Raw genomic sequence first — 26,677 nt, 5'->3', positions numbered from 1 at the left:
GCCATGACCTTGCGGCCCGCATACGATGAGATCGTTCTGGAGCACGGCAACCATGCCGTGATCCTTCGGCCGTCCTTGCGGGCCGCGAGCACCCTTGAGCGCCGCGTCGGCTTTGGGCAGCTTCCCCGCCGCATCGCCGAGTTCCACACCGGCACCGTGCGCGAGATCATCCTGACGGCCGCAACCGACCGTAAGGACGCCGCTGCCTTCCTCAACGCTATGTCGCGCCTGCCGATCAGCCGTTTTGTCGAGATCGCGCAGAAACCCGTCCGCGACCTATGCGACCTGTTCTTGCCCATCGACGAAGCTAGCGCTCGGCCGGCGACCAGCGCGCCCGCCATAACGCTGCCCCGGTTGTTTCAGGGACTGTTCCGCACTGCGACCGGCCTGCTTGGCTGGACCCCGGAACAGGCTTGGAACGCCACCCCTACCGAAATCAGTGAAGCCTTCATTGGCCGTGCTGGCGAGCCCGAAAAGCAGGATCAAACCGATCCCGAACAGGCCGCGCGCAATGAAGCCGCTGGCCTCGACCCCGAGTTTGACCGCGCCGGCCTGCACGCCCTCAAGGCGAAGTATGGACGGAAGCCCCGATGAGCCGCCGTCCGCCCCGCCTTTGCTCTTGCGGCAGCATCGTCTCCCATGGCGCCCGTTGCCAGTGCCAGCGCGAACAGGATCGCGTTCGCGGCGCCCGCCATGATCGCGCCCGCCCGAACGCCCGCCAGCGCGGCTATGATCGCCAGTGGGAAGAGGTTGCCCGCACCTATCTGCGCCAGCCCGGCAATCAGCGCTGCGAATGCGGCGCACCCGCCACCCTTGTCCGGCACCGCATCAGCATCCGGCAGCATCCCGAGCTTCGCATGTCGCCCGCCAACTGGCGCCCCGGCTGCCGTCGCTGCAACGCCCTCGACTACATCCGAGAGAGAACACCCCGCCGATGAGGGAGCTTACGCACGAAGGTATCACCCAGCCGATCCGCGAATGGGCGTTGGACTACGGCATTCCGACACGCCTTATCAGCGATCGCCTTCGCCGTGGTTGGACTGTCGATAAGGCGATCACCACGCCGATGAACGTCGCTCCCGGTGAACGGCTGAAGGATCGAGCACGACGCCCCAGCGCAGCAAGCGGCCATCGTCGCCGGCTTGAGCATGCAGGCAGGAGCCTGAGTGTCGCTCAATGGGCTGAGCACACGGGCATCAGCTACCACACGCTTGCCAACCGCCTTCGCGCCGGTTGGCCTGTCGGCAAGGCGCTCACGAAGGCAGTGCGGCCTTATCCCAACCGGCACCGGGGGGTGGTCTGCAATTTTCCGCCTGTTTCGGGGACCGGCGCGGGGAGCACCGCGCAAGAGACGCCCGAAATAACTTTTTCTGAAGAGGCCAATTCCTGATGAGTAGCGTAACGCTTTCGCTCGCGAAGGCGCATCTGAATATCGACCATTCGAGCGACGATGAGCTTATTCAGCTCTATCTCGATGCTGCCGACGAATGGTTTCAGGCCCAGACCGGCCGCAAGCTCGCCGATCTCTCTCCGGTTCCGGCTGACATCAAGCTCGCGATGCTGAAGCTCGCGGCGTTCTATTACATGCACCGCGAGGCCGTTTCTTACGGCGATGCGGTGCGTTTGGCGCCCTATGGCGTGCAGGCCGTGGCCAATTCCTACCGGGAACGGTGGTTCGGCGAGCCGGCTGCTGAGGATTCCGACGATGAGTTCTGACCTCGACCGGCTCAATCGCCGGTTTGACGCGGTGCTCAAGAACGTTCGCGAGGTAGTTCAGCCGGCCCTTGTGCAGGGCGCGAACGAGATCGCCGACATGCAGCGCCAACTTGCGGTCGAAGACACAGGCGCCCTGAAGGATTCCATTACCGTGACGCCGCCCGGTGGCACGACGCCGCCTTATTCGCAGCCCGGCGGGAGCCGCGTGGTCGGCGAGAATGAGGCTGTCGTGACGGTGGGCGGCACCGATGTCCGCTATCCGCATCTTGTCGAATACGGGACCAGCACGACGCCAGCGCAGCCCTTTTTCTGGCCCGGCTTCCGGCTCACGCGCAAGCGCGCGCTCAATCGCATCAAGCGTTCAATCCGAAAGGCCGTCCGCACCGGATGGGATACGCCGTGATCGAGCCGACTATCGCCTTCCGCGAGGCCCTTGGCGCCCATCTGGCCAGCGACTTGGCCGTCGCCGCGCTTGTAGACCCCGAGAACATCCGGGCCGGTGATTTCGCTCCGGATGAGCTTCCGGCCATCCTGTTCGGCGCCGGGAATGTCATGATGCACGGCCGGGCATCGGGCGCCCAGTTCGTCGCGACCGTGTTCATGGACCTGCATATCTGGGCCTTGGAACCGGGCCTCGACACTGCCCAGACCATCGGCGCGACCGTTGCGCGCCGCCTTATGGACTGGCCTTCCTGCGACGGCTTCAGCCTCGATCAGTTCAAGCACACCCGCACCGTTTGGCCCCGCGATCCGAATCCCGATTACGGGCACGGCGTTCTGTCGGTGGAAGCTGTCGTCCGGTGGAGCATCTGATGCTCGCGGCCGGCACTCTCTTCCACACCGTCACCATTGAGCGCGAGACGAAGACGCGCACGCCCAGCCGTGGCACCGTTTCCGCCTGGACGGAAATCGCCACGACGCGCGCCGAGGTGGTGAAGTCGTCCGCAGCCGACTTCCTCACCGGCTTCGGCACGGCCCAGCAGGGCACCGTTATCTTCCGCATTCGCTGGCGCGACGGCCTGACGACTGCCGATCGCATCGTGTTCAACGGCCAAGCGTATCAGATCAAGGAAATCGCCGACATCGGGCGCCGCGTTGGCCTCGAAATCAGGGCGGTTGCGTCGGCGTCGTGACCCATCTTCGCGGCGTCAAGCCAGCCTTGTCTCCTGATCGCGAGCCCCTGACGAAGACCCCGCCCGCCCCGAAGTGGTTGAGCGAGGACGCGCGCGGCGAGTGGAAGCGGATTATGCCGCGCCTGATCGCCGACCGCATCGTCACGCGGGCCGATCTCACAGGCATCGAGAACTATTGCGTCGCAGTTGGGCACATCCGCGCCATCGAGCGGACTTTCGCCACGACCGGCACGCTCGATAAGACGCTTTTCGGCATGCAGAACCGCGCCATGCAGACAGCGCGGCAGCTCGCGGCCGAATACGGCCTGTCGCCTGTCTCGCGTGCCCGTGTCGTCAGCAACGCGGCTGATAACGATGACGACGACAACCCGCTCACCATCGGCAGGAACCGCCGATGAGCAAGAGCGCGTTCCCTCATTGGATTTATGACAGCAGCCCCATCCCGGACCCGCTCGGCTATGGGCAAGAGGCCGTGGACTTCATCCGGGCGCTTAAGCACCCGTCGAGCACCGCGCCGCGCCACGCTTTCCAGCTATACGAGTGGCAAGAGCGGATTGTTCGCCGCATCTATGGCCCGCGCGACGCGGACGGCGAACGCCTCGTTCGCGAGGTTTTCCTGTATCTGCCGCGCGGCAACCGGAAGACGGCTCTTTCCGCCGCGCTGGCGACCCTGCATCTGCTCGGCCCCGAGGCCGTCCCGGCTGGCCAGATCATTTTCGGCGCGTCGGATCGCGAGCAGGCCGGTATCGGCTTCCGCGAGGCTGCCGGCATCGTCGGCATGGACAAGCGTTTGACGGCCGCGACCAAGATTTACGACCCGCATGCTGGCATCCGCACGATCAAGAGCCGGCTGGACGGCTCGACCCTGAAGGCGGTTTCGTCGGACGGGAAGGCCCAGCACGGCACAACGCCGACCTTCGTCCTCGCCGACGAGATCCACATTTGGAAGAACCGCGACCTATGGGAAGCGCTTCAGTCCGGCATGGCGAAGCGCAAGGGCGGCTTAACCGTCGTCGCGACGACTGCCGGCCGTGGCAATGAGGGGCTGGCCGCCGAACGCTACCAGTATGCACGCAAGGTCGCGCTCGGCTTGGAGCACAACCCCTCTTTCTTGCCGATCATGTTCGAGATCGAGCCCGACGAGGATTGGCAGGACGAGGCCGTATGGCATCGCGTCAATCCCGGCCTCGCGCTCGGCTTCCATGACATCAAGAAGCTGCGCGTTGACGCGAACGAGGCCCGCGCCAATCCGTCGAAGGCATACGAGTTCCAGCAGTTCCATTTGAACAGGTGGTTCGGCAACAGCCGCGACCCGCTGTTCGACATGGCGACCTATGACGCTGGCAGCTTCCCGCTGGACCTTGCCGACCTTGAGGTGCTGCCGTGCTTCGTCGGTGTAGACATGGCGATCAACGGCGACCTGACGGCCATCGTCGCGGCGTGGCGTCACGATGACGGCCGGATCACGATTGCCCCTTGGTTCTTCGTCCCCGGCGATGACCTGATCGGCCGCGCCCAGCGCGACGGCGTGCCTTACGAGCGCTGGCGCGACGAAGGCCATGTGATCGTCACCGATGGCCCGATCATCGATCCCGGCACGGTGGAGGATCATATCCGCGAGCTGTGCGCCCGTTTCGATGTGCGTCAAATCGCCTTTGACCCGCACCTTGCCCGCACGACAATGCAGCGCCTCTACGACGATGGCCTGCCGACTGTCGAAATGCGCCAGAACATCACGACCATGGGGCCGGCGATTGGCACCCTTGAGCGCTTCGTGAACGGCCGGCTGCTCCGTCATGGCGGGCACCCGGTTCTTCGCCATCACTTCGATAGCGTAGTCGCCAGCCGGAACGACACCGGCCTTGTCCGCATGCACAAGGGCCGGAAGACCGACCGCATTGACGGTGCTGTCGCTGCCGCGATGGCCGTTGCCCGCGCTGCCGAGAACGACAACCGCCGCAGCATTCACGACATGGACCCTGAAGAGGAAGCCGAGTTCTGGACCAAGGTCCACGACCTCGCCGCGTAGGAGTAGATATGGCCGAATCCGCCGAACAGCTTGTCGTCGCCCTTGAGGCCCGGATGCGGGAGTTCGAGAAGAATTTCCAGCGCGCGAACCGCGTAGCGAACGACAACTGGCGCAATATCGAGAAGCGCAGCCGAACCGGCGCTCGCAACCTCGAAAACACCATGGCTACCAGCGCGAACGCCATGACGCGCAGCTTGGAGGGCTTCGGCCGGGCTGCTGCCGGCAAGGTCGGCGCGGCGTTCGCCGCGATCACGGCTGGCGTCGGCTTGAACGAGCTTCGGAAGACGGCCGACGAATACACCAAGATCATGAACACGCTGCGCGTGGCTGGCGTGAAGGACGCCGATCTCGGCAGCACCTTCGACAAGCTGTTCGCCAGTGCCCAGCGCAACTATGCGCCGCTCGACGCGCTCGCGACCCTTTACGGCCGCGTTTCGGCTGCCCAGACCACGCTGAAGGCTTCCTCGCAGGAGGTTATGCAGGTCACGGACATCGTGGCGCAGTCGCTTCGCGTCGGCGGAACGTCCGCTTCGGCGGCTTCCGGCGCCCTGCTTCAGCTTGGCCAGGCATTGGCCGGTGGGAAGATTCAGGCCGAGGAATACAACTCCCTGCTCGACGGCATGCGCCCGCTTTTGGAAGCCGCTGCCGCCGGCTTGGTCGAAGCGGGCGGCGACGTGGCGAAGCTCACCGCCCTTGTGAAGGATGGAAAGGTATCGAGCGAGGCATTCTTCCGGGCGATTCAGGCCGGCGCCCCGCTGCTCGAGGAAAAGCTGGCCGGCGCTGCCGTCACGACCGAGCAGGCCATGCAGCGCCTTCAGAACGAGTTCGTGAAGGCCGTTGGCGAGTTCGACAAGGCGACCGGCGCCAGTGCCGCCCTTGCCGGTGCGATTGATAGCCTCGCCGGGAGCATCGGCGGCATTGGCACCGCTGCCACGAATGCCGTGGTCGGCGTGCAAAACCTTATCAACAAGGTCGGCGAGCTTGCGAAGGCCCATGCCGGCGCCCAGCGCGCCGCCGCGCTGACTTATCAGGACGAGCGCGCCGCCCGCGTGGCGCAGGCCCGCGAAATGGGGCTGGCGAACGCTGGCGGCCGTGAAAAGCTGGCTTCCGAGCGCGCTGCCGTCGATGACGTCGCAAAGGCCGCCGCCCGGCAGGCCGTCGCCGGCTTCCGCCAGTCCGAAATCGACTATTCGAACCGCCTCACCACGACGACGCTGCCGCCCGCGCGGCCGAAGGGCGCCGGCAGTGAGATCAAGCCGGTTTCCCTCAAGAACTACGCCGTTCCCGGGGAGGAAGGTAAGGGCGGCGGAGGTGGTGGCGGCTCCGGTGCGGAGAAGCAGAGCCGCTTTGACCGCGACCTTGAATCGATCCAGCGCCGCACCGAAGCCCTGCGCCTTGAGGCCCAGATGGTCGGCAAGGGCCGCGAGGAAGTCGAGCGGTCGAAGATCGCCCTTCAGCTTGAACAGGCTGCGAAGCGCGATGGGCTCACCGTTACCGACGAGATGCGGTCGAAGATCGAGCAGGCCGCGCAGGGCTATGCGGCGGCGAAGATGAAGGTCGAAGACCTGAAGGAGGCGATGGACGGCGTTCGCGACGCGCAGAAGTTCTTCGCACAGGAAGTGACTGACGGCTTCGTGGATATGATCGTGGAGGGCAAGAGCGCGACCGAGGTTGTGCAGCAGCTTGGCAAGGCCCTGTTGAAGGCTGCCCTTCAGGCCATGCTCATGGGCAGCGGCCCGCTCGCCGGGCTGTTCGGAACCAAGGGCGCTGACGGTGCGGTCGGCGGCTTGTTCGGCTTCCTGCCGAAGCTCTTCGGCTTCGCAGATGGCGGTTACACCGGCAACGGTGGGAAGTATCAGCCGGCCGGCATTGTCCACCGTGGCGAGTTCGTCATGTCCAAGGCCGCCACCAACCGCATCGGCGTCCAGAACCTTGAGGCCATGCACCGGGGAGCCCTGCGCGGCTTCGCGGATGGCGGATATGTCGGGAGTGCGCCGGCCATTCGCCAGCCGGAACTTGCCGGCGGCAGTGCCGCGCCAGTGCAGGCCATCAGCATCTCGGCGCCGATCACCGTGAACGGCTCTTCCGGCACCCCGGAACAGAACGACGATTTGGCTAAGCGTATGCAGCGACAGCTTGAGGTGACGATGCGGTCGGTGGTTGCGGACGAATTTCGTAGGCAGCAGAAGCCCGGAAATTACGGGAACACGAGGAACCGCTGATGCCGCTGCCGACCTTCACTCCACCCATCGGCCCGACGCCGGGAACCGCGCATAAGCCGAAGGTGAACCTGCTCAAGGCCGAGTTCGGCGACGGCTATTCGCAGTCAACGCCGAAGGGGATCAACCACATTCGCCGGACGTGCAGCCTGAAGTGGGACGCGCTCACGCTCGACCAGATGCAGGAGCTTGCCGAGTTCTTCGTGCGCATGGCCGGAAGCCAGCCGTTCTATTACCAGCCCCATGGCGCACGCTCGCCGGTGAAGTGGACTTGCGAGGACTGGTCCCATCCGCAGGCGCAGGATGGTGTTTGGACCTTCACTGCGGAACTGGTGCAGAGCTTCAGCAACGCCGCGTAGCTGATTGCCTTATGCTGCCTCAGGGGAGGCCCAGGACTCGCCTTCGTGCGCGAGCTGATGGCAGAGGGGCAGCCGGAAGCTGGCGCCCGCTGGTGACTCTCTAAACGCTTCCGGGCGGAACGGTCCCGTTCGGCCATGAGATATGTGACGGCCGGGAGCGGAGCGACCGGGCCGGAGCCCTCTCTATCCGAGGCGGGATAGCTGGCGCCGGGCACCCTACGCCTTCGGCTACCGGAGGAGTTCCTGCGGATAGAAGAGGGATGGGCCTTCCGGACGCGCCAGCGTCCGGGCAAGGCCGAAGGCCGCGCAGGCGAGCGCCGTAGGCGCGAGTAGTCGGGGCAAGAGCGAGAAATGTCCTCCCCCATTTTTCGTAGATTATCTCTTCTTCAAATACAGACATACATATACATAAGGGAAAATGGGGGAGGACATTTCGTGGGCGGATCGCCGTGGAAAACAGGGGAGGACACAGGAACGCAGTCCTTGACATTAAGCGTATACGCGTATACCATTAATCAACGTCACAGGAGTTCCAATGTCACCCGCTTCCGTTATGCTGCGCCTTCCGCCTCGCCGGCTCGACCAGTTGAAGGCCCTCTCGGCTGTGCTCAATCTGAGCCTCGCCGACACCATCGGCCACATGCTCCGCAAGGAGATCGCCGCAGGTGTGATCCCTGCCACCATTCCCGGCATCGTCGTCCAGCGCGTAGGGGACAAGGTATCCGTTACGTTCGACGACCATCCGGCCCTTTTGTTCAGTCTCGACATCGCGCGCCTGTTCGCCAGCACGATCCGGGACGTTGTGGGCGGTGTCAGCGGCCCCCACACCGTCCAGGCGGGCGCGTGGTTCAGCATTCAGCGCGTCGGCAATGGCTTCAAGATCAACCTGCGAATGGGTGGGCCGGAAGTCACCCTTTCCGGCGATCTCTCGCGTGATCTCGCCGACCTGATCGAGAAGGCAGCGATGTAAAAAGAAACGGCCCAGACGTTGGCGCGTCTGGACCGTCAAGAACTCTTTGATAGCGAGAAAATTTTATGGATACCGACGACGAAAGTCAATCGAACGGTGCATCCACGCGCCCACTTACTTCGCTTGAGTTGGAGGCGCTGGCCGCGCTCGACGCGTTAGACCTTCCTGTTCCGGCGCCAGAGGACACAACGCCGGCTGTCCCCAACCCCGCCCCGGCAGCGCCAGTTCTGGGGCGGTTTCGCGAGGCGATAAGCCAAGCGAAGGCCAAGCTCGCGAACGACCGAGATGCGAAGCTGGAGGTAAAGCGCAAGGCTGATAGAGACGCCTACGCCGCGCTCATTATGGAGACAGAGAAGCGCACCGTTCGCAGCCATCAACCGCTGACCCCTGAACGGCAGAAGGAGAAGGAGCTGGCGAAGTATTACGCCCAGCCGACGAGCGTGCAGAGCCAGAAGAGGAAGGAGCGACGCCAGCGCGCCAAGGAGCGCAAGGAGGATAATTCGCTCCCCGAGGGCTACGGAAAGTTTTGACGATCACCAGCAGTCGCACCGGCGACTGCGCTATAACGTAATCGCCAGCCTCTTAGCGGCGGCTGGTGCTCCGCCTAGACAGATTGCCGGCCCTCACCGGCAATGGCGGATTGAACCCCTCGCGATCGGCAAGCCGCGAGGGGTTTTTCGCGGCAAGAAAAGTAAGTAAGAACTTACTTAAGCTGTTGTTTTTATTTGCTAATTTATCTACGCGGCTATTGCGGCGTGGTTCCGGCCGTGCGAGTCTTCGGCTGCCAAATCACTGGCGCCAGAGACAAGCCTATGAGCCCGATCAATCACGCTTCCTACCTCGCCGACCAAACGCACCGCACGCTGGTTGACCGCCTCGCAATGGCGCACGTCGATCCCGGCTACGACCTCCGCAGCACCATCATCGAGATTCTGGGCGACGCCGACATCTGGCCGATCATGTGCCTTGAGGACCGGCTGGAAGAGCGCCAACGGCGCCGGGCTCGCGGGTTGGAAGTGTAGAAGCGGATGTATGCAAAAGGCGCAGGCCAGCTACCCGCTCCTTGTATGACATTCGCACTGACCCCCTGACTATAACTCCGTTCGTAAGCAATGAACTGAAGTTGAAGCAGGAGTCAGGATGGTAACTGATAGCGCCGGACATAGTCCGGTTAGCAGGTGCATTGAGTTTATGCGCTCAATGATTGCCGATCATGAGATGGCTATACAGAGGCATCTTCGCGAAATCGAAGAGCTGGAGAGTAACGGCGCGGCTGAGTTTGCCGACCGCACCGCGCCGTTCTCTGCATCCCGCACCCCCAATGTGACCAATGGAGATACGAGCATGAACGAGAATACCACGCCCATGGCGAATGCGTCGAGCGAATGGGCGCAGCAGAACTTCGACCTCTCCCCGCGCGAGAATGTGTTGGACTACATCGGACATCGCCTCTGCGAGGCGCGTGACCACAGCGGAACCGGGATCTTCGATGTTCCGCAGGTCGCGATGGAGATCCTTGAATTCATCGAAGCGCGCGCGAAGGCCATCCACCCGGACGGCTGGCTCGCTTTCGTGAACCCCGACTTCCCCGTCCAGATGTTGGAGTCGTGAGGGTGGCGCTCAATCCTGCCCTTCGCGAGATGGTCGCGCGCGCTGCCGCTAGGAGTAAGCGCATTATGGTGCGGCGCGATGTGGCTCGCGAGGTGATGACCGATGCGATCGCGGCGGAGATCTACTCCGCCGCACCGGACGACGCGGACCTCGACGTGCTCGCGCTGGCCGACGCCATCGTGGAGCGCTTGGAGGCCATGCGCGTCGAGCTTCCGAAGCCTCGCCTCAGTGTTCGGGCGGCTACGCAGCCCGCCGCTTAGCCTCAGGGCGATTTGCAACAGGAGGCCCGTCAATCTTCATCGGCGGGCCTCCTTCATATTCAACGCAACAGTTTGAAAAGCGAGCCGACGGCCAATGGGCCGAAATGCATGGGAATAGCCAATACGGTAAGCATCACCACACAGAGGGCGATGATGCCAAGCCAGCCACGCCCCCTGAGATAACGCCCGGCTCCGAAGCCGAAGTCGAAAGTGAAGGCCGGATTATCGACGGTGTTAGAACTTTGCCCCACACTTTCGAAAGCAGCGTGAGCCGCCGTTTGTTCTGCAAGGGGAGTTCTGCGCTTCCTGACTGCCGGAAGCCCATCAGACGATGATGATGTCCTATTCATTTGGATGCCACTTGATCTGCCCCGAACGCGAGCGTCGGTGGCCGGTTGATCACCGGCTCCTGAAGTCAGCCCAACTCAGTTCGATGCCCTGTTGAGACCTCGGCGTTGTGACCCCGCCGATGATCCCGGACACGCGCATTCTCCGTGCGCGAATCCATCCCGCCGAGAATTACCTCTCTGACGCAATAAACGGAAATTAAGGCATGCTGGATGCTGTCGTCAAGGAGTAGTGCCCCACTATCGCTGTGGACACGATATGGAGTGTGTAAGCGTTCGCACCCGCACCGCCTACAGCCCAGGGCGATTTACGACATGAAGGCCGCCGGTGCAGATCGGCGTGCTTTTGATTTGAGTCCTCTAGACGGCTGCCGGCACCCGCAATTATGTCTTCATAAAAAATGGGGGACACCATGGCTGATGACACTGTTGCTGCTCACAGAGTGCTAGGATTCCAAGTCGGACAAGGACCGAATGAGGTTGTGGTCAAGCTTGAGTTGGCAGTCCGATCAGGCCCGGCCTCGCGGATCGCAATTGCCCTTGGTCCGAAGGCTGCCGCCGAACTAGCCAAGCAGTTGGGAGAGGCGAGCGCTGCCGCCGCGATTGCAAAGACGCCGACCAGCTTCAGACAATAGGTAGAGCGCCATGGAGTTCATCGCGGGAACGATTGTGGGCGCCTTCGTCGTATGGGCGATCATGCGTCCGGCAGCGCGAGCGCACCTTTCACCGAGAGGTCAGAACGGCCTGCCAAAGACGGACGGCTGGAAAGCCACCTACATCCGCCGACGCTAGAAGCAACGTCTAGGGTCGCTCGCGATAGCGCTCCAATGCCGCGCGCTTCAAGTTCTCTTGATCGAGCGCCGCATGGGCGAGGCCAGCGATGATGTGGGCGAGGCGGGTTCGCTCGCGCTCCACATTGAGCGGCGGCACGTCCGGCTTGATCTCGGCCCACACCGCTTCCAATGCGGCCTGAGCAAGCGCCAGATCGCGAGAATCAGTCAGCGATGAGAACGGCACACCTTCCCCCTATGTGTCCGCATGATTTTAGGGATGCTGGGAGAGGGCGCAAGCCGGCGCAGCGCTACACAAAAGCACTCACACTTTTGCTACATAATCGCTCACAACTTCCAAGCTAAGCGACTGAAAAATAAAAGGAAAAAAGAGTGGCGGAGACGGAGGGATTCGAACCCTCGATACCCTTGTGGGGTATGCTCATTTAGCAAACGAGTGCCTTCAGCCTCTCGGCCACGTCTCCGGCGAGAGGCTCTATGCCCGATTGCAGAGCCGTTTGACAAGCCTTGTCGGCAACTTCCTTTGCCTCTCTTGTGCATGCGTCCGAAGGGCTCGCCGAGCACTCCGTTGGTAAGGGAGAGCTTGAGAACGCCGGAGCTGCCATCGCAGGGCTGGAATTGCCGCAAGAGAGCCTTGCGCCGGCTCGCCTTGCTCCGCTGCCGGGCAACCACTAGATTGAAGCCGTCCGTTGGGGTGCCGAGAGGCTGAGAGGCGTGTTCGCGCCAACCCATCGTACCTGATCCGGGTAATGCCGGCGAAGGGAACGGTCTTCGGCAGACACCGTGCTCGTGCCCCAGGCCGCTGCCTTCCCGGGAGCAGGGAAGACTATGACAGCGGAACGCCCTCAGTCGGGCTTGAACATCGCAGTGGTCGGAGCCGGCGTCGTCGGCCTGGCCTGCGCGGCGGAGTTGCTGGCGCGCGGTGCGCAAGTCACCATCCATGAGCGTGGCCCGCGCGTCGGCGCCGAGGCCTGCTCCTGGTTCGCCGGCGGCATGCTCGCGCCCTGGTGCGAGGGCGAGAGCGCCGAGGAGCCGGTGATCCGGCTCGGGCAGCAGGCCGCCGACTGGTGGGAGCGCCATGCCGGCGGCGTCGTACGCAGTGGCACGCTCGTCGTGGCGCCGAGCCGGGATCGCTCCGAGCTGCGTCGTTTCGGCCAGCGCACCAGCCATTTCGAGGAGATCGATGGCGAGGCCATCGCCGGGCTCGAACCCGATCTCGCAGGACGTTTCTCGCGCGGGCTGTTCTTCGTGGGCGAAGGCCATCTCGATCCGCGCCAGGCGATCGCCGCTTTGGCCGAGCGGCTGGTCGCGAACGGGGCCGCGATCCATTTCGACCGTGCCGTGGAACCCGCCGATCTCGATGCCGATATCGTCCTCGACTGCCGGGGGCTGGCGGCGCGTGATGTCCTGCCCGATCTGCGCGGTGTCAAGGGTGAGATGCTGCTGCTGCGCAGCGACGAGATCCGCCTGTCGCGGCCGGTTCGGCTGCTGCATCCGCGCATCCCGCTCTATATCGTGCCTCGTGCCGACGGGCTGTTCATGGTCGGCGCGACCATGATCGAGAGCGGCGAGCGCCGCCGTGTCTCCGCCCGCGCCATGCTGGAATTGCTCGGCGCGGCCTATGCGCTGCATCCGGCCTTCGCCGAGGCGGAGGTCGTCGAGATCGGCACCGATGCCCGCCCGGCCTTTCCGGACAACCTGCCGCGGCTGACGCGCCGCGGCCGGGTGATCCATGTCAACGGGCTCTATCGTCACGGTTTCCTGCTGAGCCCCGCCATGGCGCGGATGGCGGCGGAGGCCGTGCTTAACCCGCAAGCCAGACCGGAGATGCTGCATGACCTTGCTGCTTAACGGCGCGCCCCAAACCGTCGCGGCCAAGACGCTGGCCGAGGCGCTGGCCGAACTGGGCTTTGGCGGCCGCATCGTCGCGACCGCGGTGAACGGCGATTTCGTGCCGGCCCGGAAGCGCGCCGAGACGGCTCTGAGCGAGGGCGACCGTATCGAGATCGTAGCCCCGATGCAGGGAGGCTGAGATGGCGTCCTTCTATGGCTTCGAACCGCAGAACCCGCTTTTCCTGGGTACGGCGCAATATCCGTCGCCGGCCATTCTTGCCGAGGCGGTGAAGCGCTCCGGCACTGAGGTCGTCACCGTCTCGCTGCGCCGGGAATCGGCGGGTGGGTCCGGTCAGGGTTTCTGGGCGCTGATCCGCGAGCTCGGCGTCAAGGTTCTCCCCAACACGGCCGGCTGCCACACCGTCAAGGAGGCGGTGACCACCGCGCAGATGGCGCGCGAGGTCTTCGGCACGGACTGGATCAAGCTCGAGGTGATCGGCGAGGACGACACGCTCCAGCCGGACGTGATCGCGCTGGTCGAGGCCGCACGCATCCTGAGCCGTGACGGCTTCAAGGTCTTTCCCTACACCACCGAGGATCTCGTGATTGGCGGGCGCCTGCTCGATGCCGGCTGCGAGGTGCTGATGCCCTGGGGAGCGCCGATCGGCTCGGGCAGGGGGCTCAACAACCCCTATGGCCTGCGCAGCATGCGCCAGCATTTCCCGGATATCCCGCTCGTGGTCGATGCCGGAATCGGCCTGCCCTCCCATGCCGCGCAGGCGATGGAGATGGGCTATGACGGCATCCTGCTCAACACCGCCGTCGCCAAGGCCGGCGATCCCGCTGCGATGGCGGAAGCTTTCGCGCTCGCCATCCGCGCCGGCCGCCAGGCTTTCGCCGCGCAGCCGATCGAGGCGCGCGACATGGCCGCTCCCTCCACGCCCGTCATGGGCAAAGCCTTCCTGGCCTGAAAGACCCGTCTCCCATGAAGCTCGATCCGTTCTACCCCATCTTCGACAGCGCCGACTGGCTGGAGCGGATGCTGCCGCTCGGCGTCAAACTGGTGCAGTTGCGCGTCAAGGATCGCCCCGAGACCGAGGTCGCGCGCGAGATCGCCCGCGCGAAGACGCTCTGCGCCGCGTCCGGCTGCGTGCTCGTGGTCAACGACTACTGGAAGCTCGCCATCGCCGAGGGCTGCGAGTGGCTGCATCTCGGCCAGGAGGATCTCGACGCCGCCGATCTCGGCGCGATCCGCAAGGCCGGCTTGAAACTCGGCATCAGCAGCCATGACGAGCCTGAGCTGGAACGTGCGCTGGCGGCGAAGCCGGACTATGTTGCGCTCGGCCCGGTCTACCCGACGATCCTGAAGCAGATGCGTTTCGGTCCGCAGGGATTGGAGCGGCTCGGCGACTGGAAGCGCCGTATCGGAGACCTGCCGCTGGTCGGCATCGGCGGCATTTCGCTGGAGCGGGCGCCGGGCGTCTTCGAGGCAGGCGCCGACATCGTCGCGGCGGTGACGGATATCACGCTGAACGCCGATCCCGAGGGTCGGCTGAAGGCCTGGATCGCGGCGACGCGGAAGCACGCGGCCTGAGAGGGCCGCGTTCTCGGGTGAAGCGAGGGGCTCTCAGCTCTCCGCCTCGGCCGACATCGTGTGACCGTCGACATGGCCGAGGCTGCGATCGGGGTCGAGCCGGTCGCGCACACGCTGCTTCAGCACCTTGGAATCCGGGAAGCCGCCATCGGCTTTGCGGTCCCAGATCAGCTCGCCGTCGTAATGGATCTGGAAGATGCCGCCGGTGCGCGGGATCAGGGCGATCTCGCCGAGATCCTGCCCGAAGGTCGAGAGCAGTTCCTGCCCGAGCCAGGCCGAGCGCAGCATCCAGTTGCACATCGAGCAATAGGTGATGGCGATGCGGGGGGCGGGCTTGGTCTGGGTCATGATCGGTCACCGAAGCAGGAGGTCGTCTCCGACATCCTGCTTCGTGAGCCCCGATGCAAGCCCGAAAGCTGCATGGCCGACCGGCGATCGGCCATAGCTTAAGTTTTTGTTTCAACTAAATAAAATGAATAGCGCTCAAACCTCGTCGATATAGCGGCGGCGCAGATGCGCCTTGAATACCGAGGCGTCGAGCGGCCGGCCGGTGGCTTCGGTCAGCAGGTCGTCGGTCGAAAGCAGCGAGCCCTTGCCGTGGATATTGGCGCGCAGCCAGCCGACCAGCGGGCTGAAATCGCCCTTGCCGATGCCGGGTAGGATCGCGGCTTCGGCCTTGCAGGCGGCGTCGAATATCTGGGCCGCGGTCATCGCGCCCAGCGTATAGGTCGGGAAATAGCCCCAGCCGCCGGACGGCCAGTGGATATCCTGCAGGCAGCCGAGCCGGTCATTGGGCACGGTGACGCCGAGCATGGACTTCATTGCGGCATTCCAGGCGGCCGGCAATTCGGCGAGCGGCATCTCGTCGGCGATGAGCGCCTTCTCCAGCCGGTAACGCAGGATGACATGGGCGGGATAGCTCACCTCGTCGGCATCGACGCGGATGAAGCCAGGCTCGACGCGGGTATAGCGATGCCATAGCGCCTCGCTTTCCCAGGCCGCGCCGCTGCCGCCGAAGCTCTCGCGCATCAATGGCGCGGCATAGGTCAGGAACTGGCGCGAGCGGCAGGCCTGCATCTCCATCAGCAGCGACTGGCTCTCGTGCAGGCTCATGCCGCGCGCGGCGCCGACCGGCTGGTGGAGATGGCCCTGCGGCCGGCCTTGCTCGTAAAGCGCATGGCCGGTCTCGTGCAGCACGCCCATCAGCGCCTTGGTGAAGTCGGCCTCGTCATAGCGCGTGGTGATGCGGACATCGTTATCGGCGCCGCCGCAGAACGGATGGGTCGAGATATCGAGCCGGCCGCGCTCGAAATCATAGCCGAGCGCCGCCATGAACTTGAGACCGAGCGCGCGCTGCGTCTCGGTGGCGAAGGGCCCCTCCAGCGCGGGCTGTGTCGGCCGGCGCGCCTGTACGGCAAGCGCCTCCTGCGTGAAGCCGGGCAGGAAGGCGGCGAGATCGTCGAACAGCGCGTCGATCTTGGCGGAGCGCCCGCCGGGCTCGTAATCGTTGAGCAGGGCGTCGTAAGGCGAGAGGCCGAGCTTCTCGCCCTTGGCCCGGCCGATCTGGCGCTGCAGGTTCAGCACCTCCGCGAGATAGGGCAGGAGTCCGGCGAAATCGGCATCGGCCCGGGCCTGGCGCCAGCGCATTTCGCACGCGGAGACTGCCTTGCTCGACGCTTCCACCAGCTCGGAGGGCAGGGCGGTATCGACCGTCCAGACGCGCCGGATCTCGCGCAGATTGGCCTTCTCCCAAGCGCCGAGGCTGCCGTCGTTCTCGGCGTCGCCGAGCCAGTCACCGATGCGGGCATCGGTCGAGAGGCCGTGGCGCATGACCTGAAGCAGGGCCATGCTCTCGGCTCGCGTCTCTGCCGCGCCCTTCGGCATCATCACGTCGTTGTCCCATTGCAGGATGCCGATGGCGTTCGACAGGGCGGCGATGCGGCCGAAATGGGCGGAGAGGTCGGAATAGGCGGTCATGCGGCTCTCGAGTTTGGGAGTGGGCGGCGCGATTGAAGTGTTTTCGCCGCTCCGGACAAGCCACGTCAGCAGCGCGATCCGGAGCGGCGAGGGTGATGCGGTTCAGGCGAACAGCTTGGAATATTGCCGCGGTTGCGAGCGCAGATACTGGTTCGGCGCCTTGACGGTGGCGCCGAGCTGGGCCGCCGCGTGCCAGGGCCAGCGCGGATTGTAGAGGATGCCGCGCGCCAGGGCGACGAGATCGGCCTCGCCGGTGCCGATGATCGCCTCCGCCTGCTCGGCCTCGGTGATCAGGCCCACCGCCATCGTCGTGATACCGGTCGCCTGCTTCACGGCCCGCGCCAGCGGCACCTGATAGTTCGGGCCGAGCGGGACCTTTTGCGTCGCCGAGAGCCCACCACCGGACATGTCGATGAAATCGGCGCCGCGTGCTTTCGCTGCCGTTGAGAAGGCGATGCTTTGCTCGATATCCCAGCCGCCCTCGACCCAGTCCGTGCCGGAGATGCGGAAGCCGACCGGATAGCTGGCCGGCACCACGGCTCGCACCGCATCGAGAACCGCGAGGGGGAAGCGCATCCGGTTTTCCAGCGAGCCGCCATATTCGTCCTCGCGCTTGTTCGAGAACGGCGAGAGGAACTGGTGCATCAGATAGCCATGCGCGCCATGAAGCTCGATCGCGGCGAAGCCGAGCCGCACGGCGCGGCGGGCTGAATCCGCGAAGGCTTCGATCAGCCGCGCTATTTCATCTCCGGTGAGCGCGCGCGGCGGCCGCGGATAGTTCTCGAATCCGATCTCCGATGGGGCTTCCACGGTCCAGCCGCCCTGATCGAGGCCGAGCTGGCCGCCACCCTTCCAGGGCTGTGCAAGCGAGGCTTTGCGTCCGGCATGGGCGAGCTGGATCGCGATCGGCATGTCCGACCAGCGGCGGGCGGAATCGAGCGCCTTGCCGAGCGCCGCTTCGGTTTCGTCGGACCAGAGTCCGAGATCGAACGGGCTGATCCGGCCATCTGGCTCGACGGCTGTCGCCTCGATGATCAGGAGGCCGGCGCCTGAGAGCGCGAGGTGGCCGAGATGGATGGTGTGCCAGTCGCTGGCGCAGCCATCCTGCGCCGAATACTGGCACATCGGAGCGATGACGATGCGATTGGCAAGCGTGAGGCTGCCAAGCTGATAGGGGCTGAAGAGCTGGCTCATGGCGGGATAGGATCTCGGAAAGGGCAGGTTTCGCGCGCAGTCTAGAAGCCGCCGCCCGGCCAAGACCAGTGGCGCTCGCGCAAACGCGATGCCCGATGCGTGCAGATGCACCTCGCGAGCGCTGCGACACTGGTGCTAGCCTTCGGTGACGAGCCGCCCACCGGAGACCGCCATGTCCGACGCATCCGCTTCCGTTCAGCTTACGTGTGACGGCGGCGTCGCCATCCTCACGCTCAACCGCCCGGCCGTGCTGAACGCCATCGACGCGCCGATGGCCGAACGTTTCCTCGCGCAGGTCAAGGCGATCGCGGCCAGCGGCGACGTGCGCGCCATCCTGCTGCAGGGCAATGGCCGGGCCTTCTGCGCCGGTGGCGATGTCTCGCAATTCCTTGCGAGCAGCGACATCGCGGCCGGCATCGAGGCGATCATGGCGCCGCTGCACGAGGCGCTGCGTCTCCTCGATGCCCTGCCGCAGCCCTCGGTCGCCTGCCTGCAGGGCGCGATCGCCGGCGGCGGCTTCAGCCTCGCGCTCGCCTGCGATCTCGCCGTCGCGTCCGACGATGCCCGCTTCACCATGGCCTATGCCCGGATCGGGGCCACGCCCGATCTCGGCGGCACCTACCGGCTCGCCCGGCTCGTCGGCCAGCGCAAGGCCCGCGAGATCGCGTTGCTGGCGGAGACCTTCGGGGCAGCCGAGGCGCTGGGCTTCGGCCTCGTCAATCGCGTCGTGCCGGCCGCTGAGGCGCGCGATGAAGCCCTGGCCCTTGCTCGCAAGCTCGCGGCCGGGCCGACCGGCGCCTATGGCCGCATCCGCACCTTGCTGACGGAGGCTCCGGATGCCGGTCTCGCCGATCATCTCGATGCGGAGCGCGATGCCTTCCGCGAGACGACGGCGACCGCCGATTTCCGAGAGGGCGTGAGGGCGTTTCTTGAAAAGCGACCGGCTGCTTTCGTCGGCCGATAATCGGAACTGGCGCCGAGCGTCTTCACCTTTGCGTGCGCCGCACAATCCGTTCCTGAAAATGCCGTAATCGGACATATGATAAGCAGGCTTACGATTTGGAGGCCTGCGGATGAAGCGACCCTTGCGGCGGGAACTGGTTTTCCAACTGGTTGAAACCTCGCGGCTGCTGCGAACCTATGTCGAGCAGCGCGCCCGCCAGCACGGCACGACACGGGCCCAATGGGGCGTGATGTCCCGGTTGCGGCGTCAGGAGGGGCTGAACCAGGCTGCGCTCGCCGATCAGATGGATCTTCAGCCGATCTCGCTCGCCCGCTTGCTCGACCGCTTGCAGAGCCAGAACCTGATCGAGCGCCGCGAAGATCCGGCCGACCGCCGCGCCTACCGCCTCTTCCTCACCCCCGATGGCCGGGCGCTGGTCGATGACCTCGATTCCGTCCGGACCGAGATCGCGCAGGAGATTCTCGGCGAGGCCGAAGAGGAGGCCATCCTGTCCGCGCTCGGCACGCTTTCGGTGATCCGCGAGCAGATCCGTGCCCGATCCGAAGACAAGGCGCCGGCCACTGCCGGCAACGCAGCCTGAGCGAGTGGACAGACAATGAAGCGTTCAGGATTGATCATCGGCGTCGTTGCCGTCGGCCTCGCGGCCGGCGGGGCCTGGTATCTGTACTCGCGCAGCCCCGAAGCGACGCACACGGCCCGTGGCGGGCGCGGCGAGGGCGCTCCGGTCGCCGTGGTCTCCGCTGCCGCGATCCAGGCCGATTTCCCGGTGCGCAAGCACGCCATCGGCTTCGTCGAGACGCCGGCGAGCGTGCTCGTGCGGTCCCGCATCGACAGCCAGATCATGGCCCAGCACGTCACCGACGGGCAGTTCGTCAAGGCCGGCGACCTGCTCTTCACGCTCGACGATCGCGACATCAAGGCCCAGATCGCCAAGGACGAAGCGATGCTGGCGCGCGACGAAGCGACCCATACCCGCAACCTCGCCGATCTCGACCGCTACAAGCAGCTTTTCGCCCGCAATGCCGGCACGCAGGCGCAGGTCGATCAGGCCACGGCCGACGAGCGCAGCTCTGCTGCCAGCATCCAGGGCGACCACGCGACGCTCGACGCCGACCGGCTGAAGCTGAGCTACACCCGCATCACCGCGCCGATCGACGGCCGCATCGGTACCGTGCAGGTCACACCGGGTAATCTCGTCAACGCCAGCGCCAACAGCAGCGGCACCGGCCTGCTGACCATCACACAGATGAAGCCCTTGCGTGTCTCCTTCGCCATGCCCGAGAGCGAATTGCCGACCTTGCAGGGAGCGCTCGCAGCCGCGAAGCCCGTACCGGTGACAGCCCGCGTGCCGAATGCCGCCCGCACAGCGACTGAGGGCAAGCTCAACTTCGTCGATTCGACCGTCGATATCACCTCCGGCACGATTACGGCCAAGGCCGCCTTCGCCAATGAGGACCTGAGCCTCTGGCCGGGGCAATATGTCGATGTCGAGATCATCCCTGAGACGCTCAACGGCGTCACGGTGATCCCGACCGTCGCTGTGCAGACCGGTCAGAAGGGGCCTTATGCCTTTGTCGTGAAGCCGGATTCCACCGTGGATCTCCGCCAGATCAAGGTCGCGCTCTCCGATGGCGAGCGCACTGCCGTCACCGAGGGCATCGCGCCGGGCGAGCGCGTCGTCACAGACGGTCAGATGCGCCTGAAGCAGGGTAGCAGGGTGCGCGAGCGCGCGGCGACCGGCGAGAAGCCGGCGCAGGCAACGCCGGTTGCGGAAGGCGCACGCTCATGAACGTCTCCTCCTTCTGCATCCGCCACCCCGTCGCGACCATCCTGATGTCGGTCTCGCTGGTGCTGGCGGGGCTGTTCGCATATCGCTTCCTTCCGGTCGCGGCGCTTCCGCGAGCCGAGTTCCCGGTCGTCAACGTTTCCGCGCAACTGCCCGGCGCCTCGCCGGACACCATGGCGACATCGGTCGCAACGCCCCTCATCAAGCAGTTCGGTACCATCGCCGGCATCGACTCGATCTCGACCACCAACTCGCAGGGCTCGACCTCGATAGCGATCCAGTTCGTACTGAACCGCGACATCGACGCCGCCGCCGCCGACGTGCAGGCCGCGATCGCCCGTACCCAGCGGCAATTGCCGATCGAGATGACGACCCAGCCGAGCTATCGCAAGGTGAACCCGGCCGATGCGCCGATCATCCTGATGGCACTGAAGAGCGACGTGGTGCCGCTCTCGCAGCTCGACGCCTTCGCCCAGCAGGTGATTTCCCCGGCGCTCTCGACCGTCGATGGCGTCGCGCAGGTGCTGATCTGGGGCAGCCAGAAATACGCGGTACGCATCCAGATCGACCCGACCGCTCTTGCCGCGCGCGGCATCGGCCTCGACGAATTGCAGCAGGCGATCACCGCGACCAACGCCAATACGCCGGTCGGAACGATCCAGAACACGGCCCAGCAGTTGACCATTCAGGCGAAGACGCAGCTCGCCAACGCGGCCCAGTTCGCCAATGTCATCATCACCACGCGCTCGGGCAAGCCGATCCGGCTCGGCGACGTCGCCAAGGTGATCGACTCCGTCGAGAACACCCAGACCCGCAGCACCTATGACGGCACGCCGGCGATCGTGCTTGCCGTCCAGCGCCAGCCTGACGCCAACACCGTCGAGGTGGTCGATCGCGTCAAGGCGATGATCCCGGCCTTCGAGGACCAGTTGCCGGCGGCGGCCTCGCTCTCGCTGCTCAATGACCGCTCGACTTCGATCCGCCAGGCGGTAGAGGACGTGCAGTTCACGCTGCTGCTCACCATCGCGCTCGTCGTCATGGTGATCTTCGTCTTCCTGCGCCGCGTCGCCGCGACCTTCATCCCGGCCGTTGCCGTGCCGATCTCGATCATCGCCACGCTTGCCGCGATGTACATGCTCAATTTCTCGATCGACAACATCTCTTTGCTGGGACTGACGCTTTCGGTTGGCCTCGTCGTCGACGACGCCATCGTCATGCTCGAGAACATCGTCCGGCACATGGAGGAGGACGGGCTCTCCGCCTTCGAGGCCTCGCTGAAGGGCGCCGGCGAGATCGGCTTCACCATCATCTCGATCTCGCTCTCGCTGGTGGCGGTCTTCATCCCCGTGCTGCTGATGGGTGGCGTCATCGGCCGCATCTTCAACGAGTTCGCAGTGGTGGTGACGGTTTCGATCCTGGCTTCCGCATTCGTCTCGCTGACGCTGACGCCGATGCTGTGCTCGCGCCTGCTCTCGGGCTATTCCGCGCATCATCGGGAGAACGCGCTCGGCCGTTGGCTGGAGAAGGGCTTCGACAAGCTGCTCGCCGGCTATGACGCCGGCCTCAAGTTCTGCCTGCGCTTCCAGCCGCTGATGCTGCTCGCCTTCTTCCTGACCATGGCCGGCAGCGTCTGGCTGCTCCAGAGCGCGCCGAAGGGTTTCTTCCCGCAGGAGGATATCGGCCAGCTCCAGGTCTCGACCGAGGCCCGGCAGGATATCTCGTTCGAGGCGATGCAGAAGCTCCAGGCCGAGGTGGCCGAGGTCTTCCGCAAGTCGCCCTATGTCGCGCATGTCGCCTCGACCGTGGGCGGCAATGGCGGCGGCGGCAGCGCGCTCAACGCCGGGCGGCTCTTCGTCGAATTGAAGCCGCTCGACGAGCGGCCCCATATCCAGGCCGTGCTGGCCTCGCTCAGGCGCGATCTCGCCCAGGTGGCGGGTATCAGCACCTATATGACGCCCGTCCAGAACCTGCGCATCGGGGCGCGTTCCTCGAAGAGCCAGTACCAGCTCGTCGTGCAGGGGCTCGACCAGCAGCAGATGAACGGCTGGGCCGTGCGCCTCGCCGACGCGATGAGCCGCGACCGCTCGGCCTTCGTCGACGTCACCACCGACCTGCAGGACAATGCCCTGCAGGCCACCGTCATGGTCGACCGCGACAAGGCCAACGCGCTCGGTATCGGCTCCGACATCCTGCGCTCGACGCTCTATTCCGGCTTCGGCGTCCGGCAGGTCTCGACCATCTATACCGCCGGCGACAGCTACAATGTCGTCGTCGAATTCAATCCCAACGAGCACTGGACGCCCGAGCGCCTGAACGCGATCCGCGTGCGCACCAAGTCCGGCACGCTGGTGCCGCTCGGCGCCATCGCCCGGATCGAGCGCACGGCAGGGCAGCTCACGGTCAACCAGCTCGGCCAGCTACCGGCGGTGACGATCTCCTACAACCTGCCGGCCGGCGTCGCGCTCGGCGACAGCGTCGAGCGCATCGAGGCGATCAAGGAACAGCTCGGCCTGCCCAAGTCGATCTCGACCACGCTCGCCGGCACCGCCAAGACCTTCCAGGATTCACTCGCCAACCAGGGCTTGCTGATTGCCGGCGCGATCCTGACGATCTACATCGTGCTCGGCATCCTCTACGAGAGTTTCATCCATCCGCTGACGATTTTGACCGGCTTGCCATCGGCAGCGGTCGGCGCGCTGGGGGCATTGAGGCTGTTCGATCTCGAGCTCTCGGTCATCGCCATCATCGGACTCCTGATGCTGATCGGCATCGTCAAGAAGAACGCGATCATGATGATCGACGTGGCGCTGGTGCTGAGACGCGAGGGCAAGAGCGCGCAGGAGGCGATCCACCAGGCCTGCGTGATGCGGTTCCGGCCGATCCTGATGACGACGTTGGCGGCGCTGATGGGCACCTTGCCGATTGCGCTCGGCGCGGGTGCGAGCGCGGAGCTGCGTCAGCCGCTCGGCATCGCCGTGGTCGGCGGTCTGATGATCAGCCAAGTGCTGACACTGTTCATCACGCCCGTCCTGTTCCTTTACATGGACAGGCTGTCGGAAGGGCTGGTGAAGCTCGGCGGCTATATGCGCGGGGCCAAGCACACGCCCGAGATTGCGCACCCGGCGGAGTGAAGAGACGAGGGCGCGACGCAGCCGTCATGGTCGGGCTTGTCCCGACCATCCACCTCTTCCGCCATCGAGCCCAGTGTTCAAGGCATGGATGCTCGCCACAAGGGCGAGCATGACGCTTCCGGTTGAACGCCGAGGCGCTTGCCTCAGGCCGCGTCGAGCCCGTAGAGCGAGTGCAGCGTGCGCACCGCGAGCTCGGTATAGGCCGAGTCGATCAGCACCGAGAACTTGATCTCGGAGGTGGTGATCGCGCGGATGTTGATGCCCTTCTCGGCCAGCGCCCGGAAGGCGCGCGCCGCGACGCCGGCATGCGAGCGCATGCCGACGCCGATCGCCGAGATCTTCACCACGTCGGTCGCGCCCTGGATCTCCTGGTAGGAGATCACGTCGTGCTTGCTTTCCAGCAGCGTGCGGGCGCGCTCGTAATCGGCGGTCGGCACGGTGAAGGTGATGTCGGTCGTCGCCTGGTCGTCGGAGACGACCTGGATGATCATGTCGACATTGATGTTGGCATCGGCGAGCGGGCCGAAGATCGCCGCGGCGACGCCGGGCTGGTCAGCCACGCGGCGGAGCGTGATCTGGGCTTCGTCCCGGGAGAAGGCGATGCCGGTGACGATGGGCTGTTCCACGATGTCGTCCTCGTCGCAGATGAGGGTGCCAGGATTGGGGTTTTCGGGGTCGTCGAAGGAGGAGCGCACATAGGTCGGCACGCGCTGCGTCATGGCGATCTCGACCGAGCGCACCTGCAGCACCTTGGAGCCGAGCGAGGCCATCTCGAGCATTTCCTCGAACGAGACCTTGTCCATGCGCCTGGCCTTGGGCACGATGCGCGGATCGGTGGTGTAGACGCCGTCGACATCGGTATAGATGTCGCAGCGATCGGCCTTGAGCCCGGCGGCGAGCGCGACCGCGCTGGTGTCGGAGCCGCCGCGGCCGAGCGTGACGATGCGGTGCGTGCGCGGGTTCATACCCTGGAAGCCGGAGCAGACCGCGATCTCGCGATTGCGGTCGAAGCCGGCGAGGATGCCGGCGCCATCGACGCTCTCGATCCGGGCCGAGCCATGCGCGTCGGAGCCATAGAGCGGAATCTGCCAGCCCTGCCAGGAGCGGGCGGGCATGCCCATCTCCTGAAGCACGATGGCCATCAGCCCGGAGGTGACCTGCTCGCCCGAGGCGACGACGGTGTCGTACTCGGCCTGGTCGAACATCGGCGCGGCTTCCTTGCACCAGCCGACCAGCTCGTTGGTCTTGCCCGACATCGCGGAAACCACGACCGCGACCTCGTGGCCGGCGTCGAACTCGCGTTTGACGTGGCGCGCCGCGTTCTTGATCCGCTCGACAGTGGCGACAGAGGTGCCGCCGAATTTCATCACCAGACGGGCCATGACGGTCTTTTCGATAGCTGCCCCGGCGTGGCACCGGGTCGAAAGGTCGCCCTCGCACTTGCAGCGGGGCGGGTGTAGATGACGGGCGACAGGCGCGGTGTCAATGCGGCATCGCATAAGCGAAGGACCGGTTCATGGCGGCTGCGACCCAGCGCACAGGCTCGACGATCGACCCGGCCGAGGTCGCCCGCTTCGATGCGATCGCCCGCGACTGGTGGGATCCGAAGGGGCCCATGGCCGTCCTGCACAAGTTCAATCCGGTCCGGCTTGCCTATGTCCGCGACGAGGCCTGCGCCCGTTTCGGCCGCGATCCGAAGACTCTGCGGGCTCTCGATGGCCTGAGCCTCGTCGATATCGGCTGCGGCGGTGGCGTGCTTTCCGAGCCGCTCTCAAGGCTGGGCGCAGAGGTCACCGGCCTCGATCCGGCTCCGACCAATATCGCGGTCGCGCGGGCCCATGCCGAGAAGAGCGGGCTTGCGATCGACTATCGCGAGGAGACGATCGAGGCGGTGGTGGCATCCGGCAAGCGCTTCGATATCGTGCTGGCGATGGAGGTCGTCGAGCATGTCGCCGATGTCGAGGCCTTCGTCGCCGCCTGCTGCGCGGCGGTGAAGCCTGACGGGCTTCTGGTGATGGCGACGCTCAACCGCACGCTGAAATCCTATGCGATGGCGATCGTCGGCGCCGAATATGTCCTGCGCTGGCTGCCGAAAGGCACGCATGACTGGGAGAAGTTCGTGACGCCGGCCGAGCTCGGCGCCGCCATCGAAGGCAACGGCTTCACGCTGGGCACGCAGACCGGCGTGATCTTCAACCCGCTGACCGGCCGCTGGAGCGCGTCACGCGACATGGACGTGAACTACATGCTCGCGGCGAGCCGCAGCGGTGCAGCTTAGCTCCCGCTCTTCTGCGCGTTAAGCGACGAGCTCGCCGCAAGAAGCTGTTGCAGAAGGTCGGCGGGCAAGACCTTCGCGACCCGATCTTGCGCCTCCTTCCAGGAGGGCAGGGCCGCCTGCAAGCACCTGGCTCCACTCTCGGTGAGCCAGACGGCGCGGCGGCGCAGATCCTTTTCCACCGTGGCGATCTCGATCAGCCCGTCGCGTTCGAGCGCCCGCACGTTCCGCGAAAGCGTTGAGGGGTCGAGCCCGGCCTGCTCGGCGATCGCGGCCATCCGGTCGTCCTCGTTCGTCGCGATCACCGCCAGGAGGCCGAGCTGCGCGACGCTCAGGCCGCTTTCCTGCAAGGCCTCGTCATAGATCTGCGTCACCCGCCGTGCCGCCTGCCGAACGGTCAAGCCCACGCAACTGGCCGCCAGCCTGCGCACCTCTTCCCGCAATTCGCCTGTCTCCGTCATGACGAATCGCAATTTACATGTATATAC

At 65.2% G+C, this 26,677-nt stretch carries 32 protein-coding genes, 1 tRNA gene and 1 riboswitch; of the genes, 25 read left to right on the top strand and 8 right to left on the bottom strand.

Annotation, left to right across the window (positions count from 1 at the left end):
* The first annotated feature begins 3 nt into the window (after positions 1-3).
* The 16 genes from Q9235_RS05185 to Q9235_RS05110 all read left to right on the top strand — a co-directional run bounded on the left by Q9235_RS05185 (position 4) and on the right by Q9235_RS05110 (position 10,297).
* Complete coding sequence (locus tag Q9235_RS05185; RefSeq protein ID WP_306225750.1) at positions 4-594, top strand: hypothetical protein; 591 nt, start codon at positions 4-6, stop codon at positions 592-594.
* The gene (locus Q9235_RS05180; RefSeq protein ID WP_306225748.1) at positions 591-938 is read left to right on the top strand and encodes an endonuclease; all 348 of its coding nucleotides are present in this window, start codon (positions 591-593) and stop codon (positions 936-938) included. The genes Q9235_RS05185 and Q9235_RS05180 overlap by 4 nt, the downstream gene beginning before the upstream one ends.
* Complete coding sequence (locus tag Q9235_RS05175; RefSeq protein WP_306225746.1) at positions 935-1,390, top strand: hypothetical protein; 456 nt, start codon at positions 935-937, stop codon at positions 1,388-1,390. The genes Q9235_RS05180 and Q9235_RS05175 overlap by 4 nt, the downstream gene beginning before the upstream one ends.
* Complete coding sequence (locus Q9235_RS05170) at positions 1,390-1,716, top strand: head-tail connector protein (protein WP_306225745.1); 327 nt, start codon at positions 1,390-1,392, stop codon at positions 1,714-1,716. The genes Q9235_RS05175 and Q9235_RS05170 overlap by 1 nt, the downstream gene beginning before the upstream one ends.
* Positions 1,706-2,119 (top strand): HK97-gp10 family putative phage morphogenesis protein, encoded by a 414-nt coding sequence (locus Q9235_RS05165; RefSeq protein WP_306225744.1) that lies wholly within the window; start codon positions 1,706-1,708, stop codon positions 2,117-2,119. The genes Q9235_RS05170 and Q9235_RS05165 overlap by 11 nt, the downstream gene beginning before the upstream one ends.
* On the top strand, positions 2,116-2,529 hold the full coding sequence (locus Q9235_RS05160) for a DUF3168 domain-containing protein (RefSeq protein WP_306225743.1): 414 nt from the start codon (positions 2,116-2,118) through the stop codon (positions 2,527-2,529). The genes Q9235_RS05165 and Q9235_RS05160 overlap by 4 nt, the downstream gene beginning before the upstream one ends.
* The gene (locus Q9235_RS05155) at positions 2,529-2,849 is read left to right on the top strand and encodes a phage head closure protein (RefSeq protein WP_306225742.1); all 321 of its coding nucleotides are present in this window, start codon (positions 2,529-2,531) and stop codon (positions 2,847-2,849) included. Before Q9235_RS05160 ends, Q9235_RS05155 begins: the two co-directional genes overlap by 1 nt.
* Positions 2,846-3,247, top strand: coding sequence for a phage terminase small subunit P27 family (locus Q9235_RS05150; RefSeq protein WP_306225740.1), 402 nt, complete (start codon positions 2,846-2,848; stop codon positions 3,245-3,247). Before Q9235_RS05155 ends, Q9235_RS05150 begins: the two co-directional genes overlap by 4 nt.
* On the top strand, positions 3,244-4,878 hold the full coding sequence (locus tag Q9235_RS05145; RefSeq protein ID WP_306225739.1) for a terminase large subunit: 1,635 nt from the start codon (positions 3,244-3,246) through the stop codon (positions 4,876-4,878). Before Q9235_RS05150 ends, Q9235_RS05145 begins: the two co-directional genes overlap by 4 nt.
* An 8-nt stretch (positions 4,879-4,886) precedes the next feature.
* A complete protein-coding gene (locus tag Q9235_RS05140; RefSeq protein WP_306225738.1) occupies positions 4,887-7,100 on the top strand; it encodes a tape measure protein in 2,214 nt (737 codons plus the stop codon).
* Positions 7,100-7,456 (top strand): phage tail protein, encoded by a 357-nt coding sequence (locus tag Q9235_RS05135; RefSeq protein ID WP_306225736.1) that lies wholly within the window; start codon positions 7,100-7,102, stop codon positions 7,454-7,456. Before Q9235_RS05140 ends, Q9235_RS05135 begins: the two co-directional genes overlap by 1 nt.
* 535 nt (positions 7,457-7,991) lie before the next feature.
* Positions 7,992-8,426, top strand: coding sequence for a hypothetical protein (locus Q9235_RS05130; protein ID WP_306225735.1), 435 nt, complete (start codon positions 7,992-7,994; stop codon positions 8,424-8,426).
* A gap of 65 nt (positions 8,427-8,491) precedes the next feature.
* Positions 8,492-8,956 carry a hypothetical protein gene (locus Q9235_RS05125; protein ID WP_306225734.1) on the top strand — a complete coding sequence of 155 codons (465 nt, stop codon included), beginning with the start codon at positions 8,492-8,494 and terminating at the stop codon, positions 8,954-8,956.
* Positions 8,957-9,238: 282 nt separating this feature from the next.
* Complete coding sequence (locus tag Q9235_RS05120; RefSeq protein ID WP_257732123.1) at positions 9,239-9,448, top strand: hypothetical protein; 210 nt, start codon at positions 9,239-9,241, stop codon at positions 9,446-9,448.
* Between the two features lie 178 nt (positions 9,449-9,626).
* Complete coding sequence (locus tag Q9235_RS05115; RefSeq protein WP_306225730.1) at positions 9,627-10,037, top strand: hypothetical protein; 411 nt, start codon at positions 9,627-9,629, stop codon at positions 10,035-10,037.
* A 65-nt stretch (positions 10,038-10,102) separates the two neighbouring features.
* Complete coding sequence (locus Q9235_RS05110; protein ID WP_306225729.1) at positions 10,103-10,297, top strand: hypothetical protein; 195 nt, start codon at positions 10,103-10,105, stop codon at positions 10,295-10,297.
* Between the two features lie 59 nt (positions 10,298-10,356).
* On the opposite strand, the gene Q9235_RS05105 is transcribed toward Q9235_RS05110, so the two are convergent.
* The 3 genes from Q9235_RS05105 to Q9235_RS05095 all read right to left on the bottom strand — a co-directional run bounded on the left by Q9235_RS05105 (position 10,357) and on the right by Q9235_RS05095 (position 11,899).
* Positions 10,357-10,647: a hypothetical protein gene (locus tag Q9235_RS05105; protein ID WP_306225728.1), complete on the bottom strand. Its 291-nt coding sequence runs from the start codon at positions 10,645-10,647 to the stop codon at positions 10,357-10,359.
* Positions 10,648-11,445: 798 nt separating this feature from the next.
* Entirely contained in the window at positions 11,446-11,661 is a 216-nt protein-coding gene (locus tag Q9235_RS05100; protein ID WP_306225726.1) for a hypothetical protein, read from the bottom strand.
* Positions 11,662-11,808: 147 nt separating this feature from the next.
* Positions 11,809-11,899, bottom strand: a tRNA-Ser gene (locus Q9235_RS05095).
* A gap of 216 nt (positions 11,900-12,115) precedes the next feature.
* Positions 12,116-12,216, top strand: a riboswitch (TPP riboswitch).
* 74 nt (positions 12,217-12,290) lie between these two features.
* Between Q9235_RS05095 and thiO the strand changes: the two genes are divergently transcribed.
* The 4 genes from thiO to Q9235_RS05075 are packed head-to-tail and all read left to right on the top strand — an operon-like array spanning position 12,291 to position 14,862.
* Complete coding sequence (gene thiO, locus Q9235_RS05090) at positions 12,291-13,286, top strand: glycine oxidase ThiO (RefSeq protein WP_306228119.1); 996 nt, start codon at positions 12,291-12,293, stop codon at positions 13,284-13,286.
* Positions 13,270-13,467: a sulfur carrier protein ThiS gene (gene thiS / locus Q9235_RS05085; RefSeq protein ID WP_306225724.1), complete on the top strand. Its 198-nt coding sequence runs from the start codon at positions 13,270-13,272 to the stop codon at positions 13,465-13,467. Before thiO ends, thiS begins: the two co-directional genes overlap by 17 nt.
* Before the next feature lies 1 nt (position 13,468).
* A complete protein-coding gene (locus tag Q9235_RS05080) occupies positions 13,469-14,239 on the top strand; it encodes a thiazole synthase (RefSeq protein WP_306225722.1) in 771 nt (256 codons plus the stop codon).
* Between the two features lie 14 nt (positions 14,240-14,253).
* Positions 14,254-14,862 (top strand): thiamine phosphate synthase, encoded by a 609-nt coding sequence (locus tag Q9235_RS05075; protein ID WP_306225721.1) that lies wholly within the window; start codon positions 14,254-14,256, stop codon positions 14,860-14,862.
* Between the two features lie 33 nt (positions 14,863-14,895).
* Here Q9235_RS05075 and Q9235_RS05070 read toward each other — a convergent pair whose 3' ends face one another.
* The 3 genes from Q9235_RS05070 to Q9235_RS05060 all read right to left on the bottom strand — a co-directional run bounded on the left by Q9235_RS05070 (position 14,896) and on the right by Q9235_RS05060 (position 18,033).
* On the bottom strand, positions 14,896-15,210 hold the full coding sequence (locus Q9235_RS05070; protein ID WP_306225719.1) for an Rdx family protein: 315 nt from the start codon (positions 15,208-15,210) through the stop codon (positions 14,896-14,898).
* Between the two features lie 135 nt (positions 15,211-15,345).
* Positions 15,346-16,839: a carboxypeptidase M32 gene (locus Q9235_RS05065; RefSeq protein ID WP_306225718.1), complete on the bottom strand. Its 1,494-nt coding sequence runs from the start codon at positions 16,837-16,839 to the stop codon at positions 15,346-15,348.
* A 102-nt stretch (positions 16,840-16,941) separates the two neighbouring features.
* Entirely contained in the window at positions 16,942-18,033 is a 1,092-nt protein-coding gene (locus Q9235_RS05060) for an NADH:flavin oxidoreductase/NADH oxidase (RefSeq protein ID WP_306225717.1), read from the bottom strand.
* A 172-nt stretch (positions 18,034-18,205) separates the two neighbouring features.
* Here Q9235_RS05060 and Q9235_RS05055 point away from each other — a divergent pair, with 172 nt between their 5' ends.
* From Q9235_RS05055 to Q9235_RS05040, 4 genes are all read left to right on the top strand, one after another.
* Positions 18,206-18,997: an enoyl-CoA hydratase/isomerase family protein gene (locus Q9235_RS05055; RefSeq protein ID WP_306225716.1), complete on the top strand. Its 792-nt coding sequence runs from the start codon at positions 18,206-18,208 to the stop codon at positions 18,995-18,997.
* A gap of 109 nt (positions 18,998-19,106) precedes the next feature.
* On the top strand, positions 19,107-19,577 hold the full coding sequence (locus Q9235_RS05050) for a MarR family winged helix-turn-helix transcriptional regulator (RefSeq protein WP_306225715.1): 471 nt from the start codon (positions 19,107-19,109) through the stop codon (positions 19,575-19,577).
* Positions 19,578-19,592: 15 nt separating this feature from the next.
* Positions 19,593-20,786 (top strand): efflux RND transporter periplasmic adaptor subunit, encoded by a 1,194-nt coding sequence (locus Q9235_RS05045; protein WP_306225714.1) that lies wholly within the window; start codon positions 19,593-19,595, stop codon positions 20,784-20,786.
* The gene (locus Q9235_RS05040; RefSeq protein ID WP_306225713.1) at positions 20,783-23,914 is read left to right on the top strand and encodes an efflux RND transporter permease subunit; all 3,132 of its coding nucleotides are present in this window, start codon (positions 20,783-20,785) and stop codon (positions 23,912-23,914) included. Before Q9235_RS05045 ends, Q9235_RS05040 begins: the two co-directional genes overlap by 4 nt.
* A 143-nt stretch (positions 23,915-24,057) precedes the next feature.
* Here the strand turns inward: Q9235_RS05040 and Q9235_RS05035 are convergent, their stop codons facing one another.
* Positions 24,058-25,296 carry an aspartate kinase gene (locus Q9235_RS05035; RefSeq protein WP_306225712.1) on the bottom strand — a complete coding sequence of 413 codons (1,239 nt, stop codon included), beginning with the start codon at positions 25,294-25,296 and terminating at the stop codon, positions 24,058-24,060.
* A gap of 134 nt (positions 25,297-25,430) precedes the next feature.
* Between Q9235_RS05035 and ubiG the strand changes: the two genes are divergently transcribed.
* The gene (gene ubiG, locus Q9235_RS05030) at positions 25,431-26,192 is read left to right on the top strand and encodes a bifunctional 2-polyprenyl-6-hydroxyphenol methylase/3-demethylubiquinol 3-O-methyltransferase UbiG (protein ID WP_306225711.1); all 762 of its coding nucleotides are present in this window, start codon (positions 25,431-25,433) and stop codon (positions 26,190-26,192) included.
* On the opposite strand, the gene Q9235_RS05025 is transcribed toward ubiG, so the two are convergent.
* Entirely contained in the window at positions 26,189-26,632 is a 444-nt protein-coding gene (locus Q9235_RS05025; protein ID WP_306225710.1) for a MarR family winged helix-turn-helix transcriptional regulator, read from the bottom strand. The two genes, ubiG and Q9235_RS05025, sit on opposite strands and share 4 nt — an antisense overlap.
* Positions 26,633-26,677 lie beyond the last annotated feature (45 nt).

It is taken from the genome of Bosea beijingensis, assembly GCF_030758975.1.
Taxonomy (GTDB): domain Bacteria; phylum Pseudomonadota; class Alphaproteobacteria; order Rhizobiales; family Beijerinckiaceae; genus Allobosea; species Allobosea beijingensis.
Note: the sequence above shows the minus strand (reverse complement) of the source record. Positions and strands in the feature narration are given on the sequence as shown.